This window comes from Thermococcus henrietii (assembly GCF_900198835.1).
Taxonomy (GTDB): Archaea; Methanobacteriota_B; Thermococci; order Thermococcales; family Thermococcaceae; genus Thermococcus; species Thermococcus henrietii.
In genome coordinates, this window is the sequence record NZ_LT900021.1 from 351,905 (window position 1) to 369,512 (window position 17,608).

Consider the following 17,608-nt stretch of genomic DNA (forward strand, 5'->3'; position numbering starts at 1 on the left):
GCATGGAGGATATAAATGAAGCGCTCAGGGCGGTGGAGCGGGAGCTGAACCTTGCAAAGAAGGCTTACAACTCGATAATCTACATCTACTGGGCGGTAGCGTTCCCGGCCATCTACATTACCTCGGTGATTCTCTCAGCGTACGCCGGGATTTCAATCGACTCCACAACGGTTCTTCTCTCGGCCCTCGCGATAGTATTCTTCATTTTCGAAGAGCTGAAGGCATTCAAGAAGGTGCAGGAGATAGAGAAGGTTCTCGGGAGAAAAACGCCGCTCAACCCCCGGTACCTCCTCGCCCAGCTCATCGTCTGGCCTGTAATCTTCGTGACCGTGGGGTTGAATGTTAAGGGTACCTGGCTATCCCCGCTCCCTGCGATAGGCTCCGGAATGCTCGCCCTCGCGGTCGTGGATTACGTTTTCCTCAGGAGGGGCTGGGACAAGGCCGTCATCGGGGCAACGATTCTGCTCCTCAGCGTTCCGTACGGGAGGGTTTCCATCACCAAGGGCGCGTACGCAACGCTCGTACTGTCGCTGGCGTTCGGACTCGGCGCTTACCTGGTGCTTATGAAGGCAATGAGGGAGTGATATGCTCGAAAAGCTCGCTGGGCTCTCTAAGTCACCGCTCGGCAACCCCACGAGGCTGGCGATAGCCCTTTACCTGCTGTCGAGGGAGAGGGCAACCTTCTCGAGCCTGAGGGAGGCGCTGAACCTCACCGCTGGGAACCTTGAGTTTCACCTGAAGGCCCTGGAAGATGCCGGAATCGTGAGAACTTACTACGGGTTCGGAAGGAGGCCGAGAAAGTTCGTTGAGCTGACTGAGAAGGGAGTAGAAGAACTCGGCGAGGCCCTCAGGGTCCTGAGGGAGGCGGTTGAAAATGATTGAGTTCCTCAAGGCGCTCCTCATGTGGCTCGCGGCCTTTATTCCGGCCATGGCCATCGGCTCAGCGGTCTCGAGGGGAAACCCCAAGAGAGCGGCCGTTCTGATTCAGGTTTCTATGCTTCTGCTCTCGCTTCCACTCCTATGGGCCGTGAACGGACCGAAAAGCTCGGGACTCCTCCTCAACCTGAGCTACCTGCCGCGGGCATTCCTGGTTGGCTTCACGGTTTCCCTCACGTTGAACGCCATCGGCCCAAGCACCGAGACCGCCGACGAACCGGAGTTCCTCCCCAGGGACTGGAGAAGGTATCCCCTCATTCTCCTCCTGGCGCCGTTGAGTGAGGAACTTCTCCACAGGGGCCTTGTGGAAGGTTACTTACTCAGCTACGGCCACTTCTGGAGCGCGATACTCTTCGCGGCTCTCCTGTTCGCCCTGCCCCACTGGAGGGCCTTTGGAGGGAGCGCTTTGGACAGGATTTCGATTGTTGCCGGGGCCTTCCTCCTCGGAACGCTGGTAGGCTACTTCTTCGCCCTCGGCGGCATAGTTCCGGCCTTTGCGCTACATGCCTCGGCCAATCTAGCCGGACTCGTTGTTCTGCATTTCAGAGAGAGGTGACGGTATAAATAGGGAGACGACCTAATCCCTTTGGTGGGATGAATGGAGGATGTTGAGGAGCTGAAGAGCGTCCTCGAGAGGGTCGAGGGCAAGCTGATAGCGAGCAGAAAAATCTACGGGGCGTTAACCTTCTCCGCATGGTTGACGGCAATGATGGGCTACTACGTCCTCTCTGGGCTGTTCGGTAACGGCTACGTGGAATCACTGGTTTACTGGGCCATCGGAGCAGTCATCGTGAGCTACGCAACCAAAAAGGTCTGGGACAGGTACATTGCAGTACTCGTTTCAGAGACGGGGAAGGAAAGCGGAATTGGACTTGAGATTCTGGCTTCGTGGGCCATAGGAAGTCTAATCGGCTGGGGAATAATCCCACGCCTTGGGCTCACCACGACCCCCGAGGAAACCGTTGCGGTTGCAATACTCAGCTTTCTGGGGATTTCCCTAGCTGGACAGGCGCTTGTAACTGGAGACAGGGAGGAGATACCTTCTTTTCTCGCGCCACTCCTTGGAATACCGCTCGTTCCGGTAGCTGGAAATCAAGCGACCCTCTGGGCGGGATTTGTTGCCGCCTTCGGGTTCAGCCTCACGATAGCCCTCTACCTCCTCTCGGCGTTCAAGGCAATAGAACGGTGATAGAATGGAGTCGCTGAGGGAACTCACGAAGAACCACGTGCTCGGGAATCCGGTGAGGCTAGGAATCATGCTGTACCTCCTGCCGAGGGAGAAAGCCCTGTTCAAGGAGCTTCTCGAGGTCCTTGAGATAACTCCCGGAAACCTCGACTCCCACCTGAGAGCGCTTGAGAAGGCAGGCTACGTAAGGCTCTACAAGGTCTTCGCCGACAGGCCGAGAACGGCGGTGAGGATAACGGAGAGGGGAGCGGTAGAAACGGGAAGGTACTTGAGGACCCTGAAGGAAGTTCTCAATTCCCTCTAAGCTCTTCCTCGGCCTTTCTCTTCAGCTCCTTTATGCGCTCAATCCGGTACTCCTCGACCAGCTTGAGGAACTTCTCCGCCTCCCTCTCCTCGTCCTCCTTCCCCCAGCGCTTCAAAAGCTCCTCGATGGCCCGCTCCAGCGTCTCCCGCTCAACGACCGCGAACTCGTCAACGCGCTTTACGTCGAGCTCTTCACTCGTGAAGAAGGGCACGTGGGCCTCGCGGAGAACCTCCCTCACCGGCCCGGGAAGGGGCTTCTCGGTTATCAAGGCTTTAATCCCCTTCTCAACAAGCTCCTCCGCTATGGCCTTTCCGGCTCCGGCTGGATTGATTACGAAGAGAACGTCGCCCTTCCTAAGTCCGACCTCATGCTCAATCCTCTCAAGCTCCCGCCAGCTGAGGACCCTTAGCACTTTCAGCGGAACCGCGCTACCGCGGATTTCGACCACGTTCATCCTCTTGACCTTGACCAAGTCCCTGCTCAGGCGCTCTATAACTGCCTTCGCCTCCTTCAGCTGTTTCTCAAGGACCTCTATGCGCTTCACCTTCGCCTCAAGCTCCCTCTCGCGGAGGACTTTCCGCCTTACCTCCTCGTCGTAGTCCGCTATTCTGCGCTCAAGCCTCTCGATGGTTCTCCTCTGCTCGCGGATTATACCCCTGAGCTCCTCGTTCTCCCTCTCAAGGAGCGCTATCCTCCCCTCAAGCTCGCGGATTTTCCTCACGTAGGGCCTGACGTCAACGCTCGTCCCTTCCTCTCCCTCCGGTTCCTCCCTCGGCCTCTCGCGCCTCGCAACCTTCTGCATGGCCTCGCCAAGGTTGTAGCCCTGGATTACAAGGGCCTTCACCTCGTCGGCCCTCTTGCTCAATCCCGCCTCGCGGAGCTTCGCTTCGACGTGCTCGAGCTTGGGCTTGAGCCTGAGGTATGCCTTGTAGGCGGCCGTCAAGGCGTCGCGCTGGTGGTCGTCGTCGACCTTGATGCCGAGGTTTCTCAACAGCCCGTTCTTCTCCTCGACGCGGAGGCTCTCCCGCGGGACGAAGAGCTGGGCCTTGAAGGAGCGGGCTATCTTCTCGACGAAGCCCGGGGCCGGGGAAACGTCCGTTGCCACGACAACCGGGTGTCCTATCTCGCTTATGAACCTGAAGACCTCGCCGACCGGCATGTTCCTCTCGCTGTAGAGCGCCACCACGTTGCCGTTGAGGTCTATGACGGCTATTCCCACCGTTATGCCCGGGTCAATGCCAACTATGACGCTCCGCCTCTCCCTTACGGCCTCCTCACCTTTGAGGGGAGCAAAGCCGAGTTCTGCCCTCTCGACCGGGTAAATCCTGACCTCGACGTCGCCACCCCGCATGGGTCTCACGATTCCAGCTAACTCCTCCCTGCTCGCGTAGATTCTGAACTCACCCCTCGCCAGGCCGTAGTCCTTCTCCTCGGTCTCGAGGTCGAAGGGAATGTCAGCCCGCCTCAGCCTGTCCTCGATTTCCCTCACCTTGTCGCGGACGAGGTTGTGAACGCGCTTCCGATAGCGGTCCTGGCTCCAGCCACCTTTCCCGTGGCTCCTGCCCCTTACAACTTTGACTATGACCTCGTCCTCAAAGGCCAGAACCTCATAGCCGACTCCCTTACTCGCGAGCAATGCGGAGAGCTTGGCCTCTTCGTAGGGGTCGAACCTGTCGGTCGTTCTTATCCCGTGCTCCCTCGCGAGGCTCTGGAGGGAGCGTTGTTCGCCGGGCCTTCCCGTTACCTGGACGAGCTTCGTGCCCGGCGGAAGGGCGCGGAGGAACTTCCTAAGGTCCTCTCCCAACTCGGTAACGCTGTCTACCGCCACTATATCTGGCCTCTTCGCTCTGATGAATCGGATTAGCCTGTAGAGTGTGAACTCACCCTTTCGCTCGAGCTTTCCGTTGTACCAGCTCACGACCGCGAAGCGCTTCGGGTTCTCGCCGACGACGTCAAGGCCGATGATGAGAATGAGCACCACCCTCCACCGGGAGTGACGCGGGGGGCTTTTTAATGGTTTGGTCAACAAGTTTTGAACCATAACCAAAACGATTATTTAACCCTTAGGTTATATTCAACCCCGGGGTGATAGGGTGAAGATGCGCCTCGTCTTTGACAAAAAGTACGACATCGTGAGCGGGGAGTACATCGTCAGGGTCAGGGAACTTGACCTAGACGAGGAGCTGAAGGCCATAGTCGACGGCTTTGACCCCAAGGTCAGGATTAGGGGCGAGGAGCTCGGCCTCAACGAGCTGACCGAGAAGGTCTTCAAGGCAGGCACGAGAGAGGACGCGGAGAAGATAATGAGCGAAATAAGGGGAGCCCTCGTCGAGACCTTCAGCTCACTAATCGCCCGCTTCAAGGAGGCCCAGAGCTTCAACGGTTCCGTCGTCTACGAGATTGACTTCAACGAGCTGTTCAAGGAGTAACGAGCATCTCCAGCGCTTTCCTTATCGCCTCGTTTATCGTTTCCTGCGCCATCGACGGCCTCGACTTCTCAAGGGCCTGGGCGTGGCTGAAAGGCACGTGGATGAAGCCCGCTTTCGTTTCCATTCCAGAGACGGCTATCGTGTGCAGGGCCGTGAACATCGCGGTGTTGCAGACGTAGGTTCCGGCAGTGTTGGAAACGCCGGCCGGGATTCCGGCCTTCCTCAGGGCCTTTACAATGGCTTTTATTGGTATCGTGGCGAAGTATGCATCTGGAGCGCCCTCGAATACCGGCTCGTCCTCCGGCTTAAAGCCGTCGTTGTCCGGCATCGTGGAGTCCATCACGTTTATCGCGACCCTCTCGACGGTCACGTTCGGCCTTCCGCCCGCCTGACCTGTCAAGAGGACGATATCGGGCCTCTCCTTAGTGATTAGCCTCGGCAGAATCTCTCTAACCCTCTTGAACGAAACCGGTAGCTGGGCCTTAAGGAGAGTTGCTCCGTTGAGTTCCTCGGGAAGTGCCTTAACGGCCTCCCACGATGGGTTTATCTCCTCACCGCCGAAGGGCTCGAAGCCGGTAACCAGAACCTTCATAGGATCACCGGAAAGGGTAGGTTTTTAGGGTTTAAAAGCTACTCCGGGCGAGGGGTGAGGATGAGGTACGACGTCCTAATCATTGGTGGTGGTCCTGTTGGCAATTATCTCGCTAACCTTCTCGCGAGGGATTACAGCGTCGCCGTCGTCGAGAGGAAGAACTCCTTCGGGGGAAAGGCCTGCACCGGCATAATCGGAGCCGAGAACTACGAGAGGCTCGGACTGCCGAAAAAAGCCGTCCTGAACGAGCTCTACGGGGCAACTTTCTACTCGCGAATCCAGAGCTTTTCGATTGGGAGGAAGAGCCCTCAGGCTTACCTCGTGGACAGGAAGACGCTTGAGCGGGAGCTCGCGAAGAGGGCGATGAAGAGGGGCGCCGATTACCTGATGAGCACGACCTTTAAGGGTTTCAAGAACGGGAAAGCTATTCTTCAGCACCTCGGGGAGACGCTTGAGGTAAAGGCGGACTTCTATGTCGGGGCCGACGGCGTGAACAGCACTGTGGCGAAGGCGATGGGAGCGAAGACGAAGGCAGAGTTCCTCAGTGGTTACGAGGTTGAGGTTCTTGGCGAGTTCGAGAGGAAGAGCGTTGAGGTCTGGGTTAACAAGGAGATAACGCCCGACTTCTTCGCGTGGGTGGCGCCGATAGACGGCGAAACTGCCAGAGTTGGAACCTTCGGGAGCATAGAGGCCCTGAACAGGTTTCTACGGCTCAGAAGGTTAGAACCCACGAGGATTCTCGAGTTCAAGGCCGGAACCGTCGGCTTCGGCTGGAGGAAGCCCTGGGTATGGGGCAACGTGGCACTCGTTGGTGATTCCGCCATTCAGATAAAACCGACGACCGCCGGGGGGATAGTCTACGGAATGCTCTGCGCCGAGGGCCTGAGGAATGCCTTACTCGAGGGCAGGCCCGAGAACTACTGGAACTACTGCTCGTGGGTGAGGAGGCAGATAAGCTTTGGCCTCAGGTTCAGAAAGCTCTTCCTCGGCCTCGACCAGGAGGCGATAGAGAGAATCTTCGAGGTCCTGGGGAGTGAAGAGGCGAGGGAGGTAATTGAGACGCAGGCGGACTTCGACGACCACCTGAGGACGGCCAAGGCGATACTCAAGAGGCCCAAGCTCCTCGCAAAGCTCATAAAGGTCAGCCCGAGCCTGATTAGGGCGTTGCTGTGAGGTGAGAGTATGAGGTGGAAGATGGGCCTTCAGGAGGAGTACTTAAAGGCGATAGCCGAGGGGAAGAAGCGGATTGAAGGCAGATTGTACGACGAGAAGAGGCAGGCCATAAAGCCGGGCGACGAGATAGTCTTCGAGAACAAGCTCGTCTGCGTCGTAAAGGACCTGAGGGTTTATTCCTCCTTCAGAGAGATGCTGGAGAAGGAGGGCCTTGAGAACGTCCTGCCAGGAGTGAAGAGCATTGAAGAGGGCGTCAAGGTCTACAGGCGCTTTTATTCCGAGGAGAAGGAGAGGAAGTACGGCGTGGTCGCGATAGAGGTCGAGCCTGTTGCGTGGATTGGAGAACCGTTAGAATGAGGTAATATCCTGCCCCCATTTCTCGAACTCTTTCTCAATGGCCCTGAGGTTTTCAATTGTCATCTGATATTCCTCCTCGTTCAGGATTCCACGGATTTTCTCAAGCACCCAAGCGTTTCCTTCCATAGACAACACCCTGCAGTTTGAGACTACATGAATAAACCGCAAAAAGCGTTTTAAGGTTACTGCCCAAGATACAAACATGATGATTGACGACAGAATTGAGATAAACCCCAAGAAAATGGGCGGTAAGCCCGTCATCAAGGGGACGAGGATTCCCGTTTACTTCATACTCGAACTCCTCGCAAACGGCTGGAGCTTTGAGGACATACTTGAGAGCTATCCACAGCTGACGAAGGAAGACCTAAACGCTCTTCTCGAAGGTTAAAGGAGTAAATAACACAATAAAGTTTTCTGGAAAAAGTAAACAGAAAAGTTTAAATAAAAGTAAGACACAACTTGTTATAAAGCACTGGAGGTGACGCAAAATGAAGATACATCCAAAAATACTCTCAGATGCTGTTACAGGAAATGTAAAGTCCCTAGAACCATATCGGGTTCCAAAAATGAGTTACCACAACATGGATGAACTAAAAAAAGATGCTGAAAAAACGACAGAAGAACCGATGAAAAATCACAGATACCTCTCCTTCACCCACCTGATGAAGTAGTCCGGGTTCAGCTCCTCGCCGATGGCCTTTCTGAGGAGCTCCTTCGGCGGGTAGATGCTTCCCCAGCGGTGTATCTTCTCCCTCAGCCAGGCCTTGATGGGCTCGAACTCCGCTTTAGCTACCTTGTCCTCGAAGTCCGGGATGTCCTTCTTCATGTGGTAGTAGAGCTGGCTCGCGAGGAGCGTTCCGATGCTGTAGGTCGGGAAGTAGCCTATCGTTCCGTGCGCCCAGTGGATGTCCTGGAGGATTCCCTCCGCGTAGGTCTTAGGCCTTATGCCGAGGAGCTTCTCCATCTCCTCGTTCCAGAGCTCCGGTAAATCCCTGGCCTTAACGCCCTCGTTGAGCATCATCCTCTCGAGCTTGAAGCGTAGGAGTATGTGGAAGTTGTAGGTGACGACGTCGGCTTCAGTCCTGATGAAGTCCGGGCGAACGATGTTGAAGTAGAGATAAACGTCCTCCGGCGTGTACTTGGACATGAAGGGCAGGTTCTCCTTCAGGACGGGGTAGATTAGCCCCGCGAACTCCCTTGAGCGTCCGATGATGTTCTCCCAGAACCTGCTCTGGCTCTCGTGGATTCCAAGGGAGACGCCACCGGCTATGGGGCTGAACATGAAGCGCTCGTCCTGCTGGAGCTCGTAGAGGGCATGTCCGAACTCGTGGACGGTGCTGAGAACGGTTCTCCTGAAGTCGTAGCCCTCGTATCTGGTGGTTATTCTCACGTCCCTGATTCCGAACTCGGTCGTGAACGGGTGGGCGGAGACGTCCAAGCGGGAGCGGACGCCGAGCGGGAAGCCGAACTTCTCGAGAATCCAAAGGTTCACCCTCTCCATCTGCTCCCTCTCATACTTCTCCTTCTCGAGCGGGTGCTCCCTCGGGACCTTGCCTTCCTCCATTATCTTCTCAAGGAGGGGCTTAAGCTCCTTCTCGAGCTTGTCGAACATCCTCGTAACGTCCTTTGTCGTGGTGCCCTCCTCGAACATGTCCAGCAGAGCGTCATAGGGCTCGTCCTCGTAGCCAAGATAGTCAGCGGCACGCTTGGCGAGGTCTATTATCCTGTCGAGCCAGGGCTCGAACTTGGAGTAGTCGTTACTTCTCTTCGCCTCTTCCCAGGCCTTCGTTGCCTGGCTCGTGACTTCGCTCATCTCCCTGAGGAACTCCGGCGGGAAGGCCTTGCTTATCCTTATCGAGCGGTCGAGAACCCGAACGACACCGCGTTCGTACTCGTTAAGGTCCTCCAAACCTTTCGCCTTCTCAACGAGCTCGACAAAGTCCGGCTTGAGGAGGAACTCCTGGCTGAGAACCGAAAGCTCGCCCTGGGCTACGCTCCTCTCAAGGATTCCCTCCCTGGGCATGTTGACCTCCATGTCCCAGCCAAGGACGCTCTGGGCGTGACCTATCGCCCATATCCTCCTGTACTTGGCCAGAATCTCCTTAATCGTCTCGTTCTGGAAGACGCTCTCCATAAACATCACCGGAGAATTTTGGAAGCCGAACTTTTTAACCTTTTTCGATGGACATCTAAACGAAGGTTGGAAGGGACTTACTCACCCCATTTCTGCAGTCGTTTGAGGACAGTCGCGGTAACGGCGAGGATGATGACGAGGCCCGGCCCGCAGATGGTTTTTGTCGTCGTTTCTCCCGAAGCTGTGCTCGTCGCAGTAGTAAAGTTCAAGCAAATCCTCAGCGGAACCGGCTGGGGAGTCACCTTAGCAGGTTTGAACAGGGGGTAGAACTTTCCGTTCACTCCTACGGCAAAGGGAACGTAGGGGAGAACCTTTGAAATTCTCCCGTTTTGAATCTCCAAAGTGCAGTTACAGCCCCAGGAGTAACCCAGGAATCCAGTCGGATAGCGCACCATAATGTTTCCTATCTTCACGGAAGTCCAGATTAATGGATACGTTCGGCACTTCAACGGGACTTACGTTCGGCTTATTAAGAGACGCGGGGTTAAAGGTCGCGTTCTCAACGCTACCGTTCCAGAGGTGGAGCTTAAACCTCCAGAAGCCATCTTCGAACTTCACCACTGGCTCTTCGGGATAGTCACCGAGGAAGTAAGGGCCGTCCTTAGAGACGTAGAAGAGGTAGTAAGAAACCAAGTTCGGGACGAGGGTGTTGTTAAGGGGCTTCCACGGGCGCGTTTTCGGACTGAGAACTTCGTAGTTAACAACGAGGATAACACCCCGCCGTCCCCGGTAAACACCGTCCACACGAAGCGCCGTGATGGGAAATTCAACGTTGGCGCTTCTGCAGACCGTCACGTTTGCAATTTCAACGTTCTTTGGGAACCAGAAGCTCTCTGCGGGACCTGTAAAGTTGTTCCTTGTGATATTCATGTTCAGGTACACCAGGGTTACGTTCCAGACCTGCTTTCCCTTTTTCAGAATGAAGTAAATCGGGAAGAGGCTCGAATTGACGACCTCAGTCGGGCCTGGGGACCACCTAAGTACAGTCTTACTCATAGTTACCCAGAGATCACTGACGTTGGCGTAATCCCAGTTTTCAAAGCTCTTTGATTGAAGCACTATCCTCCAGCCGTCTATCTCGTCCTTGATTTCCCCCGTGGAAAGTTGGAACCAGCTGATGTTTGCCGGCTCGATGCAGAATTTGCTCGGGTTGAAGCGGTAAACACCCGAAACCTCTGCCATTGGCGGATAAAACGTGATGTTGAGGTACCAGCTTCCGTTTATGAAGCGTGCACCGTGAAGGTGAAGGTCCAGAAGTGATGTGTAGTTTGGGTAGAGTGTTGTGAAAGCAGGCGTGAAGTTGAGGAGGTAAAAGTTTGGAGCCGTTGAAATAAAGGAGGTAGCTGCTGCCACCAAGGACTTCTCCCGTCGTGGCATTGTCGCAATCTATTCCCGAGAGGGATGGGCAGTATGGCACGTACGTTAAAATCTCAAGGGGAATAAGCGCGTCGCTTCCGTTGGACATTACGGCGTACTTAACCTCGAAGACTTCTCCCTGGGCGGAGACTAGTGGAAAGAACAGGATAAGTGAAAGCATGGGAAGAAAAAGATATCTCACCAGTTTGGACATTTTTCTCTCACCTCTTCAATGTTTTTCCCACGAGGAGAGCAGTTATCGCGAGTAAAATCATGAAAGCAGGGCCGCAGATGGTCTTTTTGTTCTTTGTTTGGATTGGCGTATTGGTTTTCCTGATCGTTGTTGACTGGTTGAGATGCTTTGTTTCAGCACTGCACAACCCAAAAGTCACGCTCGAATTGAAGTATGGGTTAGGTAAAGCCTTGAAACTGGGAAGGGTCCTAATGTAATCCCCTTGTGGACTCATAAGCCTGAGCAGGTCAAAAGCCAGCTTTAAATTCCCGTTCACGTAATGAAGGGCGTAAACGCCGGAAGAATTGTCAACCGGCAGGAGGTAGTTTCCCGGGCCGAGAATTATTCCAAAACTGGGCCCACAGGCGTAGTAATAGTTCCCGTAGTCAAATCCTGCGGTTGGGATTATTAGGTAGCCGTTCCCGTCTTTCGCCGCGGCTAACTGCCACCCCCAAACCTTTGGCGGGTAATACTTTGCTAATTCTCTGAGTGGAATCCTTAGAGTGGTCCTATTAAACCGGAAAACCATATAGTTTCCTTCAACGGTTCCGTTGGCGACGAAGCCGGGGGAGTTGTGGAAGTTGTTAATTAACTTCCAGCATGTTCCGTTGAGAACGTAAGCAATGGAAGAGTTCAGCACCGGAGGAGACTCCTCCCAGAGGAGCTCGTAGTGACCCCTCCAAACGCCGAACATGAACTTATATCCACCGAGAGTCCATTGTTCTTTTGGGTTCGTCCACGTTGGGGAAAGGTTGAAGAACTTTGGAACACCGTTCACGACAAGATAAGGATAATAATAGGGAATCCACCCGGGCTCTTTCATTGTGGCAATTAAAACCGTTGAGGTTCCATTTGAGACGAGGGAGTAATGGAGCGAGATGTAACGTGAATACCCACCGCCAAAAAACTTGAAGAAAAACTTATGGGCCGGTAGGGGTGTTATCCACCTTTGGGGCGTCATCGTGATTACAGGGTTTTCCAGGTTTCTCAGTGGGTCTCCCTGGGGAGTAATCAGCCTCAAAACGTCCACGAGGGGTTTTAGCTTTCCCTTCGAGTAGAGGAGGATTGGGATTGACTGGTTGGCCCATAACTCGACGCCCCTCGAAAAGTTAACGCCTGCGTAAACTTTTCCGCTGGCTTTCCAGTAGCTCAAACGCAAGGGATAAATTAGGAAGGCTTTTCTGTGAATTACCATGTATGAGGCCGTTGTTGAGTTCCAGATGTAAACCACATCCCTGTAAATGACTCCCCCAAGGTCCTTTAAGAACTGCTCCGGGTAGTATTTTAAGAGTTCCTCCGCTGGAATCTTGAGGGTTGTGTTTGAGCCGTTGAAAACCACGTAGTTCCTCTCTAAGTGTCCAACCATCTGGGAATTCTTGGTGTAGTGAGTGACGACCACGGGTACTGCATAATTACAGGTTAGATAATCGTAGGTTGTGCCGTTTTCCGCCTGCCAGTGAATGATTGGAGCGCCGTCGTAAGAGAAGAGGGTAAAGTTGTTCGTTGGCCATGGGAGCGTTACGTTTCCGAGCCTGTGAGTTACTCCGGGGAGGTTCGTGAGGTTGACGTACTGGAAGGTCCAGTTGGTAATGTTATTGAACGATGGGTACGCGGTGTAAAGAAGGCGGTACTCGCCGGGGGAAGAGCCGTTCACCTGCCAGTAGGGTTTCACCATGATAATGAAGTATGGCAAAATTCCAATACTGTTAAGTTCCTCGACGGTGATTTGATACGCCTGGAAGGTTTGAGTTGTTGAGGCGGAGACCCCATGAGAGGAGATAATGGGAATTAGAAGTAAGAGGGTAAGGAGGGTAAGAAAAAGACGGAGACTAAACATATGGCTCATTAAGTTCCCTCCAGCACTGCTCTTGAAGGGTGTCTATTACTTTGAAATCTGTACTGAAGTAGTATGCCAAGTCCGATGGCTTCCAGTCTATATCCTTTAGTGCTCTAACATAATCTAAGGCGTAGTTGATTGCCTTTTGGGGATGGTAATCTCTGCAGTGTTCATAACAAGTATGAATATTAGAATCACAGTTCATACCTTCTGGACAGTCCCTTGGACTGGTACAGTGAATTCCCAGTACGGTCCTGTCGGCTTCCATTTCTATTGAGACTGTTGTATTCGGGTTGTTAATTTTCTTGGGAAGCTCCTCGCAAATCCAGCGGATTTTCTCCACGAGCTTCTCGTAGGTATAGGGTAAGTGGGGATTCCCTTCTTCATCGACCTTTGAGTACTCGTAGTAGTTTGGCTGGACGAAAACGTAGTCAAAGTAGCCCCCAATCTTAGGAATCCCATCGTAATCCGGGTCATTCAAATAGGACACCCCTCTAGCAGAAGTTCCGCTTCCTGTTGCGGGAATCCAGATGAATTCTTGGCCATGATTGTGGATGTACCTCGACATTTCCCGAATAAACTCCTCAGTAACGTTGGCTTCATCATGGGGAGTTGCTTGGAGACAGCTCTCGTAACTCCAGTAGAAGCCGAGCCTGTTACTGTCAAAGACACTAAGAACGCCATCAATCCAGTCCTTCCAGTAGGAGTTGGCGAAACCCTCGGATGGGTCATCTCTCAGCTTTTTACTCCCGTACCGGGAGAACGGTATCGTGACGTAGTACTTTATTGAGCTGATATGGGACATAATCCAGAGAGCCAGATAGCGACCATCCTCGTACCCATTGCCTGTGTAGCCAATGTTCTCTCCTTGGTTACCAATGAACACGACCCTGTCAAAACCCCTACTCTTAAACCAATGGGCAACCTCATCATAGGAGGTCGGTACCCTGCCTCCAAGAGTCATTCGTGATATGTACACACCATTATCCCACCTAACCCACCACAGACCAAACTTCGACATAATAAATCGCCAACTGTAAGTGGTTAACTAGCCATATAAAAACCTTCCTGTTAAATAAACACGCTTAAACAGAATAAAAAGTTCCAAGACAAATCAAATTCAAACAGTAGTAACCACTTACAATCCCCCTGTTCATGAACTCGGTTTCACCTACTCAAGCGCCTCAATTCTCGCCTTCCAGTTGCCCGGTTTTCTGAAGTCCTTCTCCGTGTAGAGGCCCTCCTTCTTGAGTATCCCGCGAGCGGCGAGCAAGCCGGTAGCGGCCGCGTTGACGATGTCCCTGCTCAAACCGGCTCCGTCGCCAGCGGCGAAGATTCCCTCGATGCTCGTTTCAAGGTTCTCGTCCACCTCGACCTTCATGGCGTAGTACTTGATTTCCGGCGCGTAGAGGAGCGTGTGGTCGCTGGCAACGCCGGGCAGGACCTTATCGAGCTTCTCAAGGCCTTCTATGATGTTGGTAACAACACGGTGCGGTAAGGCCATCGCTATGTCGCCGGGCGTTACGTTCTTCAGCGTCGGCTCGACGTCGCTCCTCTTTATCCTCGCCCACGTGCTCCTCCTTCCCCTCCTCAGGTCGCCGAGGCGCTGAATGAGGGGCTTTCCACCGCCTATCGTTGTCGCCAGCTGAGCTATGCTCTTGCCGTAGGCCGTCGTGTCCTCGACCGGCTCGGTGAGCTCTATCCTGCTCAGGAAGGCGAAGTTGGTGTTGTTGCTCTTTTTCTCGTGCATCGAATGGCCGTTTACGCCGACGTAGCCGTCGTAGCGCTCCTCGACGACGAAGCCGTTCGGGTTGGTGCAGAAGGTCCTCACGAAGTCGTCGTAGGTGTCGGTGTAGATGTGGAACTTGGGGTCGTGGTTTATGCTCGTTATTGGCTCCATGACTATCGCGGGAACCTCGACGCGGACGCCAACGTCAATCGGGCCGTGACGGGCCTTGAGGCCTATCCTCTTCGCGACCTCGTGGAACCAGTCCGCCCCGCCCCTGCCGGGGGCGACGATTATGTACTTCGCCTTAATCTCGAAGACGTCCTTTCCTCTCCTCACCTTCACCCAGCCCTTTCCGAACTCGAGGGCCTTCGTCCAGAGGAGGAACTTCACACCTTTGCCCTCGAGGTGCCTCTTGATGTCGTCTATGACGTCGGGCGTCCGGTCAGAGCCTATGTGCCTCTGGATTATCGGGATGAACTTGACGCCGGCCTGCGCCGCCCTCTGCTCCCAGTACCTCACCTGCTCCGGGTCGCCCTTGTAGAGGTTCCTCGGTGCCTTGTGCCTCAGGAAAATCTGGTCGACCTCCCAGACGAGCTGCCAGGCGTAGTTCTCGTCGTTCGTCAGCTCCCTCAGGTCGCCCCCGATGTCCGGGCGGAGGTTTATCGTGCCGTCGCTCAGGCCGCCGGCGCCGCCGACGCCGCTCATTATGTGGCAGGGCTTGCACTCTATGCAGTAGCCGAGCTCGAACATGGGGCAGACTCTCTGCTTGACGTCGCCGCCTTCGTCGATGACGAGAACGCTCAGGTTGCTCTTTTCAGCCAGCTCGTAGGCCGCGAAAAGCCCGGCCGGGCCGGCTCCGATAATAACAACGTCGTAGAACCTTCCGCTTCCGTTTTCGGATACCATATTTCCCTTACCGAGTTCTATGGCTTGTCCCTTAAAAATCTTTTGGCAAGTTTTTGGTTAATTTTTGGATTATTTTGCCATGATTTTAACATATTCAAGTCCAACCCAGAACCGAAGCGTTTAATACCTCTGGGGAGAACTAACCGGGATGTGGTACCATGGAGCGCCCCCTGCGAGTTAAGGCCAAGAAGGCGAGGGTTCTCCACACGAAGAAGAGGCTCCTAAAGCTCAAGCGCAAGGAGGAGCTGAGCCACAACGTTCGCTACATCGGGAAGGTCCCCGTCGAGATAGTGATGGACCGCGATTTTATCCGGGTCAGGCAGACGGATTCCCTCGCGACCCTCATCTCTCTCCTCCGGGACGATGAAAGCTCCGCCGTCGTCGTGGACGAATCCGGAAAGCTCGTCGGCTTCGTGACGATGAAGGACATACTCCACCTCTTCGCCCCGCCGAGGCATCACTCCGTCGTCGGCCTCTCGCTCCTCAAGCGCTACGCGAGGAACCGCGCCACGCTCGTCGAGGACGTGATGGTGACGAGGCCGATAACGGTCAGGGCAAGCGACACGCTCGGCCACGCGATAGGCGTAATGCTCGAGAGCGGAAAGCACCATCTCCCGGTCGTTGACAATGAGAACCGCGTCGTCGGATTACTTGAGGTCAAGGACATCATACGGCTCATAAGGCTCGTCTCCCTGTGAGGTGTTCGGATGGACCCGTTCCTTGAACTGGCCGTGATACTGATAACTGCCAAGCTCTCCGGTTACTTGAGTTCAAAGGTCGGCCTTCCGGCGGCGATGGGTCAGATACTCGGCGGAATACTGATAGGTGTCAGCTTTCTCGACATCGTGGCCTACGACGAGGGCGTCCGGCTGATATCTGACATCGGCGTCGTGATGTTGCTGTTCCTGGCCGGCCTTGAAACGGACATCGATGAGTTCAAGCGCGTTGGGCTTCCCTCCTTCGTGATAGCGAGCCTCGGCGTTGCCCTGCCCTTTGTTTTCGGCTACGTTCTCGCCCTGAGGTGGGGCTACCCCAACATGGAGGCCCTGTTCCTCGGCGGTGTGATGACGGCCACGAGCGTTAGCTTAACCGCCAACGTGCTCCTTGAGATGAAGCGCCTCCGCTCAAAGGTCGGCTCGACGATTTTGGCGGCCGCCGTCGTCGACGACGTCCTCGGCATAATAATCCTGACGATTCTCGTTGCCATGAGCACGAAGGGAAGCGTTTCTCCCTTTGACGTTGGAGTAATCCTCGCGGAGGTCTCGGCGTTCTTCCTCCTCAGCTACCTCCTCGGCAGGGGCGTTATAAAGCGGGTCCTACGCTCATCCCACAGGATAAACCTCCCCGAGACGGTGACGAGCGTCGCGCTCGTCATAATGCTCCTCTTCGCCTACCTCGCGGAGCGCTTTGAGATAGCGGCCATAACCGGGGCTTACCTGGCCGGCGTTCTCGTCGCCGGGAGCGAGGACGCGAAGAAGATAACCGACAAGATTGTGACCCTCGGCTACTCCCTCTTCATACCCGTGTTCCTCGTTGGAGTCGGGGCCGAGACTGACGTCAGAGTTCTCCTCGTGGCGGGTTCCTTCACGCTCATCTACTCCCTCCTCGCGGTGGTTGGTAAGGTTCTCGGCTGTGGAGCCGGCGCGCTCCTGACCGGCTTCAGGAAGCTTGAGGCACTTCAGATAGGCGTTGGAATGATTCCGAGAATGGAGGTAGGCTTAATAATGGCCAACATAGGCCTCGCCGAGGGAGTTCTGACCCCCGAGAGCTTCTCAATAGCGATAGCGATGGTTCTCGTGACGACCCTTGTGACGCCGCCACTGCTTAAGGTGGTTTTCTCGGCAGGCCGCTGATTCTTTCTATGACATTGGTCATTTATGTTACGTTTTGACCGTTGAAGCTCCGTGTTGGTTACAAACCTTTATAAATTCTTGTTCGATAACTCAGTTATCGGGGGTGGTGGTATGGAGGCGAGACTCGTTGGTGAGCTGTCTCTCGTCATGAGTACTTCAGAGAGGGAGATACTTGAGGCAATCAGAAGGGTGCGGCTTCGGCCTCGCGTGTCCGGTCTGCGGTTCGAGGGAAGTGGTTAGGATAGGCTACGTTGGCAGGGGAAGCTTTAGAGTCCAGCGCTTCCAGTGCAGGCGCTGTGGCAGGACGTTCACTGAACTTGAGGGTACCCCCTTCAAGGGCGTCCACGACCCGAAAGCCCTCGTGGCAGTTGCTTACCTGCGCCTCAGGGCAGGTCTCAGCGAGTTCAGTATAGCCAGGCTCCTTGGGATTCCGTATCCAACCGTGAGGAGACTGTCAAAGCGAGTGATGGAGTACAGAGACTTTATGGAGAGACTGCTGAGGGTGTTACTCAAGGTTCGAGAGGGAAAAACTCCGTAAAAATTCTGTTTACCGTTTTCGTTTTTTCTGTTTTTCTTCGCTTTTG

General features: G+C 54.5%; 22 protein-coding genes. 13 read left to right on the forward strand and 9 right to left on the reverse strand.

Annotation, left to right across the window (positions count from 1 at the left end; genetic code table 11):
- Positions 1–2 precede the first annotated feature (2 nt).
- Genes CS910_RS01990 through CS910_RS02010 form a run of 5 tightly spaced genes read left to right on the forward strand, consistent with a single transcriptional unit; the run spans position 3 to position 2,426 of the window.
- Positions 3–584, forward strand: a complete 582-nt coding sequence (locus tag CS910_RS01990; RefSeq protein WP_099209494.1) for a hypothetical protein — start codon at positions 3–5, stop codon at positions 582–584.
- Position 585: 1 nt separating this feature from the next.
- Positions 586–882 carry a transcriptional regulator gene (locus tag CS910_RS01995; protein ID WP_099209495.1) on the forward strand — a complete coding sequence of 99 codons (297 nt, stop codon included), beginning with the start codon at positions 586–588 and terminating at the stop codon, positions 880–882.
- On the forward strand, positions 875–1,492 hold the full coding sequence (locus CS910_RS02000; RefSeq protein WP_099209496.1) for a CPBP family intramembrane glutamic endopeptidase: 618 nt from the start codon (positions 875–877) through the stop codon (positions 1,490–1,492). The genes CS910_RS01995 and CS910_RS02000 overlap by 8 nt, the downstream gene beginning before the upstream one ends.
- A gap of 42 nt (positions 1,493–1,534) precedes the next feature.
- Positions 1,535–2,125 (forward strand): hypothetical protein, encoded by a 591-nt coding sequence (locus CS910_RS02005; protein ID WP_099209497.1) that lies wholly within the window; start codon positions 1,535–1,537, stop codon positions 2,123–2,125.
- A 4-nt stretch (positions 2,126–2,129) separates the two neighbouring features.
- On the forward strand, positions 2,130–2,426 hold the full coding sequence (locus tag CS910_RS02010) for a transcriptional regulator (protein WP_099209498.1): 297 nt from the start codon (positions 2,130–2,132) through the stop codon (positions 2,424–2,426).
- On the opposite strand, the gene CS910_RS02015 is transcribed toward CS910_RS02010, so the two are convergent.
- Positions 2,413–4,407, reverse strand: coding sequence for a DUF460 domain-containing protein (locus CS910_RS02015; RefSeq protein ID WP_099209499.1), 1,995 nt, complete (start codon positions 4,405–4,407; stop codon positions 2,413–2,415). The genes CS910_RS02010 and CS910_RS02015 overlap by 14 nt on opposite strands.
- 118 nt (positions 4,408–4,525) lie before the next feature.
- Here CS910_RS02015 and CS910_RS02020 point away from each other — a divergent pair, with 118 nt between their 5' ends.
- Positions 4,526–4,855: a hypothetical protein gene (locus tag CS910_RS02020; protein ID WP_223211968.1), complete on the forward strand. Its 330-nt coding sequence runs from the start codon at positions 4,526–4,528 to the stop codon at positions 4,853–4,855.
- On the opposite strand, the gene pcp is transcribed toward CS910_RS02020, so the two are convergent.
- The gene (gene pcp / locus CS910_RS02025) at positions 4,845–5,447 is read right to left on the reverse strand and encodes a pyroglutamyl-peptidase I (RefSeq protein ID WP_099209501.1); all 603 of its coding nucleotides are present in this window, start codon (positions 5,445–5,447) and stop codon (positions 4,845–4,847) included. The two genes, CS910_RS02020 and pcp, sit on opposite strands and share 11 nt — an antisense overlap.
- Positions 5,448–5,507: 60 nt before the next feature.
- Between pcp and CS910_RS02030 the strand changes: the two genes are divergently transcribed.
- Positions 5,508–6,620, forward strand: coding sequence for a geranylgeranyl reductase family protein (locus CS910_RS02030; RefSeq protein WP_099209502.1), 1,113 nt, complete (start codon positions 5,508–5,510; stop codon positions 6,618–6,620).
- A 9-nt stretch (positions 6,621–6,629) separates the two neighbouring features.
- A complete protein-coding gene (locus CS910_RS02035; RefSeq protein WP_042691987.1) occupies positions 6,630–6,977 on the forward strand; it encodes an ASCH domain-containing protein in 348 nt (115 codons plus the stop codon).
- Here the strand turns inward: CS910_RS02035 and CS910_RS12120 are convergent.
- Positions 6,969–7,103 carry a hypothetical protein gene (locus CS910_RS12120; RefSeq protein ID WP_262926562.1) on the reverse strand — a complete coding sequence of 45 codons (135 nt, stop codon included), beginning with the start codon at positions 7,101–7,103 and terminating at the stop codon, positions 6,969–6,971. The genes CS910_RS02035 and CS910_RS12120 overlap by 9 nt on opposite strands.
- 76 nt (positions 7,104–7,179) lie before the next feature.
- Here CS910_RS12120 and CS910_RS02040 point away from each other — a divergent pair, with 76 nt between their 5' ends.
- Positions 7,180–7,365 (forward strand): DUF433 domain-containing protein, encoded by a 186-nt coding sequence (locus CS910_RS02040; RefSeq protein WP_042691990.1) that lies wholly within the window; start codon positions 7,180–7,182, stop codon positions 7,363–7,365.
- A 100-nt stretch (positions 7,366–7,465) separates the two neighbouring features.
- On the forward strand, positions 7,466–7,648 hold the full coding sequence (locus CS910_RS11785; protein WP_145955329.1) for a hypothetical protein: 183 nt from the start codon (positions 7,466–7,468) through the stop codon (positions 7,646–7,648).
- Here CS910_RS11785 and CS910_RS02045 read toward each other — a convergent pair.
- From CS910_RS02045 to CS910_RS02065, 6 genes are all read right to left on the reverse strand, one after another.
- Entirely contained in the window at positions 7,612–9,111 is a 1,500-nt protein-coding gene (locus CS910_RS02045; protein ID WP_099209503.1) for a carboxypeptidase M32, read from the reverse strand. The genes CS910_RS11785 and CS910_RS02045 overlap by 37 nt on opposite strands.
- Before the next feature lie 77 nt (positions 9,112–9,188).
- Positions 9,189–9,506: a CGP-CTERM sorting domain-containing protein gene (locus tag CS910_RS11790; RefSeq protein ID WP_145955330.1), complete on the reverse strand. Its 318-nt coding sequence runs from the start codon at positions 9,504–9,506 to the stop codon at positions 9,189–9,191.
- Positions 9,460–10,464, reverse strand: coding sequence for a hypothetical protein (locus CS910_RS02050; RefSeq protein WP_158523795.1), 1,005 nt, complete (start codon positions 10,462–10,464; stop codon positions 9,460–9,462). The genes CS910_RS11790 and CS910_RS02050 overlap by 47 nt, the downstream gene beginning before the upstream one ends.
- Positions 10,465–10,688: 224 nt before the next feature.
- Positions 10,689–12,374 carry a hypothetical protein gene (locus CS910_RS02055; RefSeq protein ID WP_145955331.1) on the reverse strand — a complete coding sequence of 562 codons (1,686 nt, stop codon included), beginning with the start codon at positions 12,372–12,374 and terminating at the stop codon, positions 10,689–10,691.
- 154 nt (positions 12,375–12,528) lie between these two features.
- The gene (locus CS910_RS02060) at positions 12,529–13,557 is read right to left on the reverse strand and encodes a DUF4855 domain-containing protein (RefSeq protein ID WP_099209506.1); all 1,029 of its coding nucleotides are present in this window, start codon (positions 13,555–13,557) and stop codon (positions 12,529–12,531) included.
- 150 nt (positions 13,558–13,707) lie between these two features.
- The gene (locus CS910_RS02065) at positions 13,708–15,171 is read right to left on the reverse strand and encodes an NAD(P)/FAD-dependent oxidoreductase (protein ID WP_099209507.1); all 1,464 of its coding nucleotides are present in this window, start codon (positions 15,169–15,171) and stop codon (positions 13,708–13,710) included.
- 158 nt (positions 15,172–15,329) lie between these two features.
- On the opposite strand from CS910_RS02065, the gene CS910_RS02070 reads away from it, so the two are divergent.
- From CS910_RS02070 to CS910_RS02080, 3 genes are all read left to right on the forward strand, one after another.
- A complete protein-coding gene (locus CS910_RS02070; RefSeq protein ID WP_099209508.1) occupies positions 15,330–15,869 on the forward strand; it encodes a CBS domain-containing protein in 540 nt (179 codons plus the stop codon).
- Between the two features lie 9 nt (positions 15,870–15,878).
- A complete protein-coding gene (locus CS910_RS02075) occupies positions 15,879–17,024 on the forward strand; it encodes a cation:proton antiporter (RefSeq protein WP_099209509.1) in 1,146 nt (381 codons plus the stop codon).
- Between the two features lie 172 nt (positions 17,025–17,196).
- Positions 17,197–17,562, forward strand: coding sequence for an IS1/IS1595 family N-terminal zinc-binding domain-containing protein (locus CS910_RS02080; RefSeq protein ID WP_145955332.1), 366 nt, complete (start codon positions 17,197–17,199; stop codon positions 17,560–17,562).
- Positions 17,563–17,608: the final 46 nt, after the last annotated feature.

Coding starts and splice junctions, on each gene's coding strand:
- CS910_RS02030 (WP_099209502.1), top strand. CDS start 5,508: ATGAGGTACGACGTCCTAATCATTGGTGGTGGTCCTGTTGGCAATTAT.
- CS910_RS02005 (WP_099209497.1), top strand. CDS start 1,535: ATGGAGGATGTTGAGGAGCTGAAGAGCGTCCTCGAGAGGGTCGAGGGC.
- CS910_RS11790 (WP_145955330.1), bottom strand. CDS start 9,506: ATGGTGCGCTATCCGACTGGATTCCTGGGTTACTCCTGGGGCTGTAAC.
- CS910_RS02000 (WP_099209496.1), top strand. CDS start 875: ATGATTGAGTTCCTCAAGGCGCTCCTCATGTGGCTCGCGGCCTTTATT.
- CS910_RS02020 (WP_223211968.1), top strand. CDS start 4,526: ATGCGCCTCGTCTTTGACAAAAAGTACGACATCGTGAGCGGGGAGTAC.
- CS910_RS11785 (WP_145955329.1), top strand. CDS start 7,466: ATGAAGATACATCCAAAAATACTCTCAGATGCTGTTACAGGAAATGTA.
- CS910_RS02040 (WP_042691990.1), top strand. CDS start 7,180: ATGATGATTGACGACAGAATTGAGATAAACCCCAAGAAAATGGGCGGT.
- CS910_RS02035 (WP_042691987.1), top strand. CDS start 6,630: ATGAGGTGGAAGATGGGCCTTCAGGAGGAGTACTTAAAGGCGATAGCC.
- CS910_RS01990 (WP_099209494.1), top strand. CDS start 3: ATGGAGGATATAAATGAAGCGCTCAGGGCGGTGGAGCGGGAGCTGAAC.
- CS910_RS12120 (WP_262926562.1), bottom strand. CDS start 7,103: ATGGAAGGAAACGCTTGGGTGCTTGAGAAAATCCGTGGAATCCTGAAC.
- CS910_RS02045 (WP_099209503.1), bottom strand. CDS start 9,111: ATGGAGAGCGTCTTCCAGAACGAGACGATTAAGGAGATTCTGGCCAAG.
- CS910_RS02070 (WP_099209508.1), top strand. CDS start 15,330: ATGGAGCGCCCCCTGCGAGTTAAGGCCAAGAAGGCGAGGGTTCTCCAC.
- CS910_RS02060 (WP_099209506.1), bottom strand. CDS start 13,557: ATGTCGAAGTTTGGTCTGTGGTGGGTTAGGTGGGATAATGGTGTGTAC.
- CS910_RS02010 (WP_099209498.1), top strand. CDS start 2,130: ATGGAGTCGCTGAGGGAACTCACGAAGAACCACGTGCTCGGGAATCCG.
- CS910_RS02055 (WP_145955331.1), bottom strand. CDS start 12,374: ATGGTGAAACCCTACTGGCAGGTGAACGGCTCTTCCCCCGGCGAGTAC.
- pcp (WP_099209501.1), bottom strand. CDS start 5,447: ATGAAGGTTCTGGTTACCGGCTTCGAGCCCTTCGGCGGTGAGGAGATA.
- CS910_RS02075 (WP_099209509.1), top strand. CDS start 15,879: ATGGACCCGTTCCTTGAACTGGCCGTGATACTGATAACTGCCAAGCTC.
- CS910_RS01995 (WP_099209495.1), top strand. CDS start 586: ATGCTCGAAAAGCTCGCTGGGCTCTCTAAGTCACCGCTCGGCAACCCC.
- CS910_RS02065 (WP_099209507.1), bottom strand. CDS start 15,171: ATGGTATCCGAAAACGGAAGCGGAAGGTTCTACGACGTTGTTATTATC.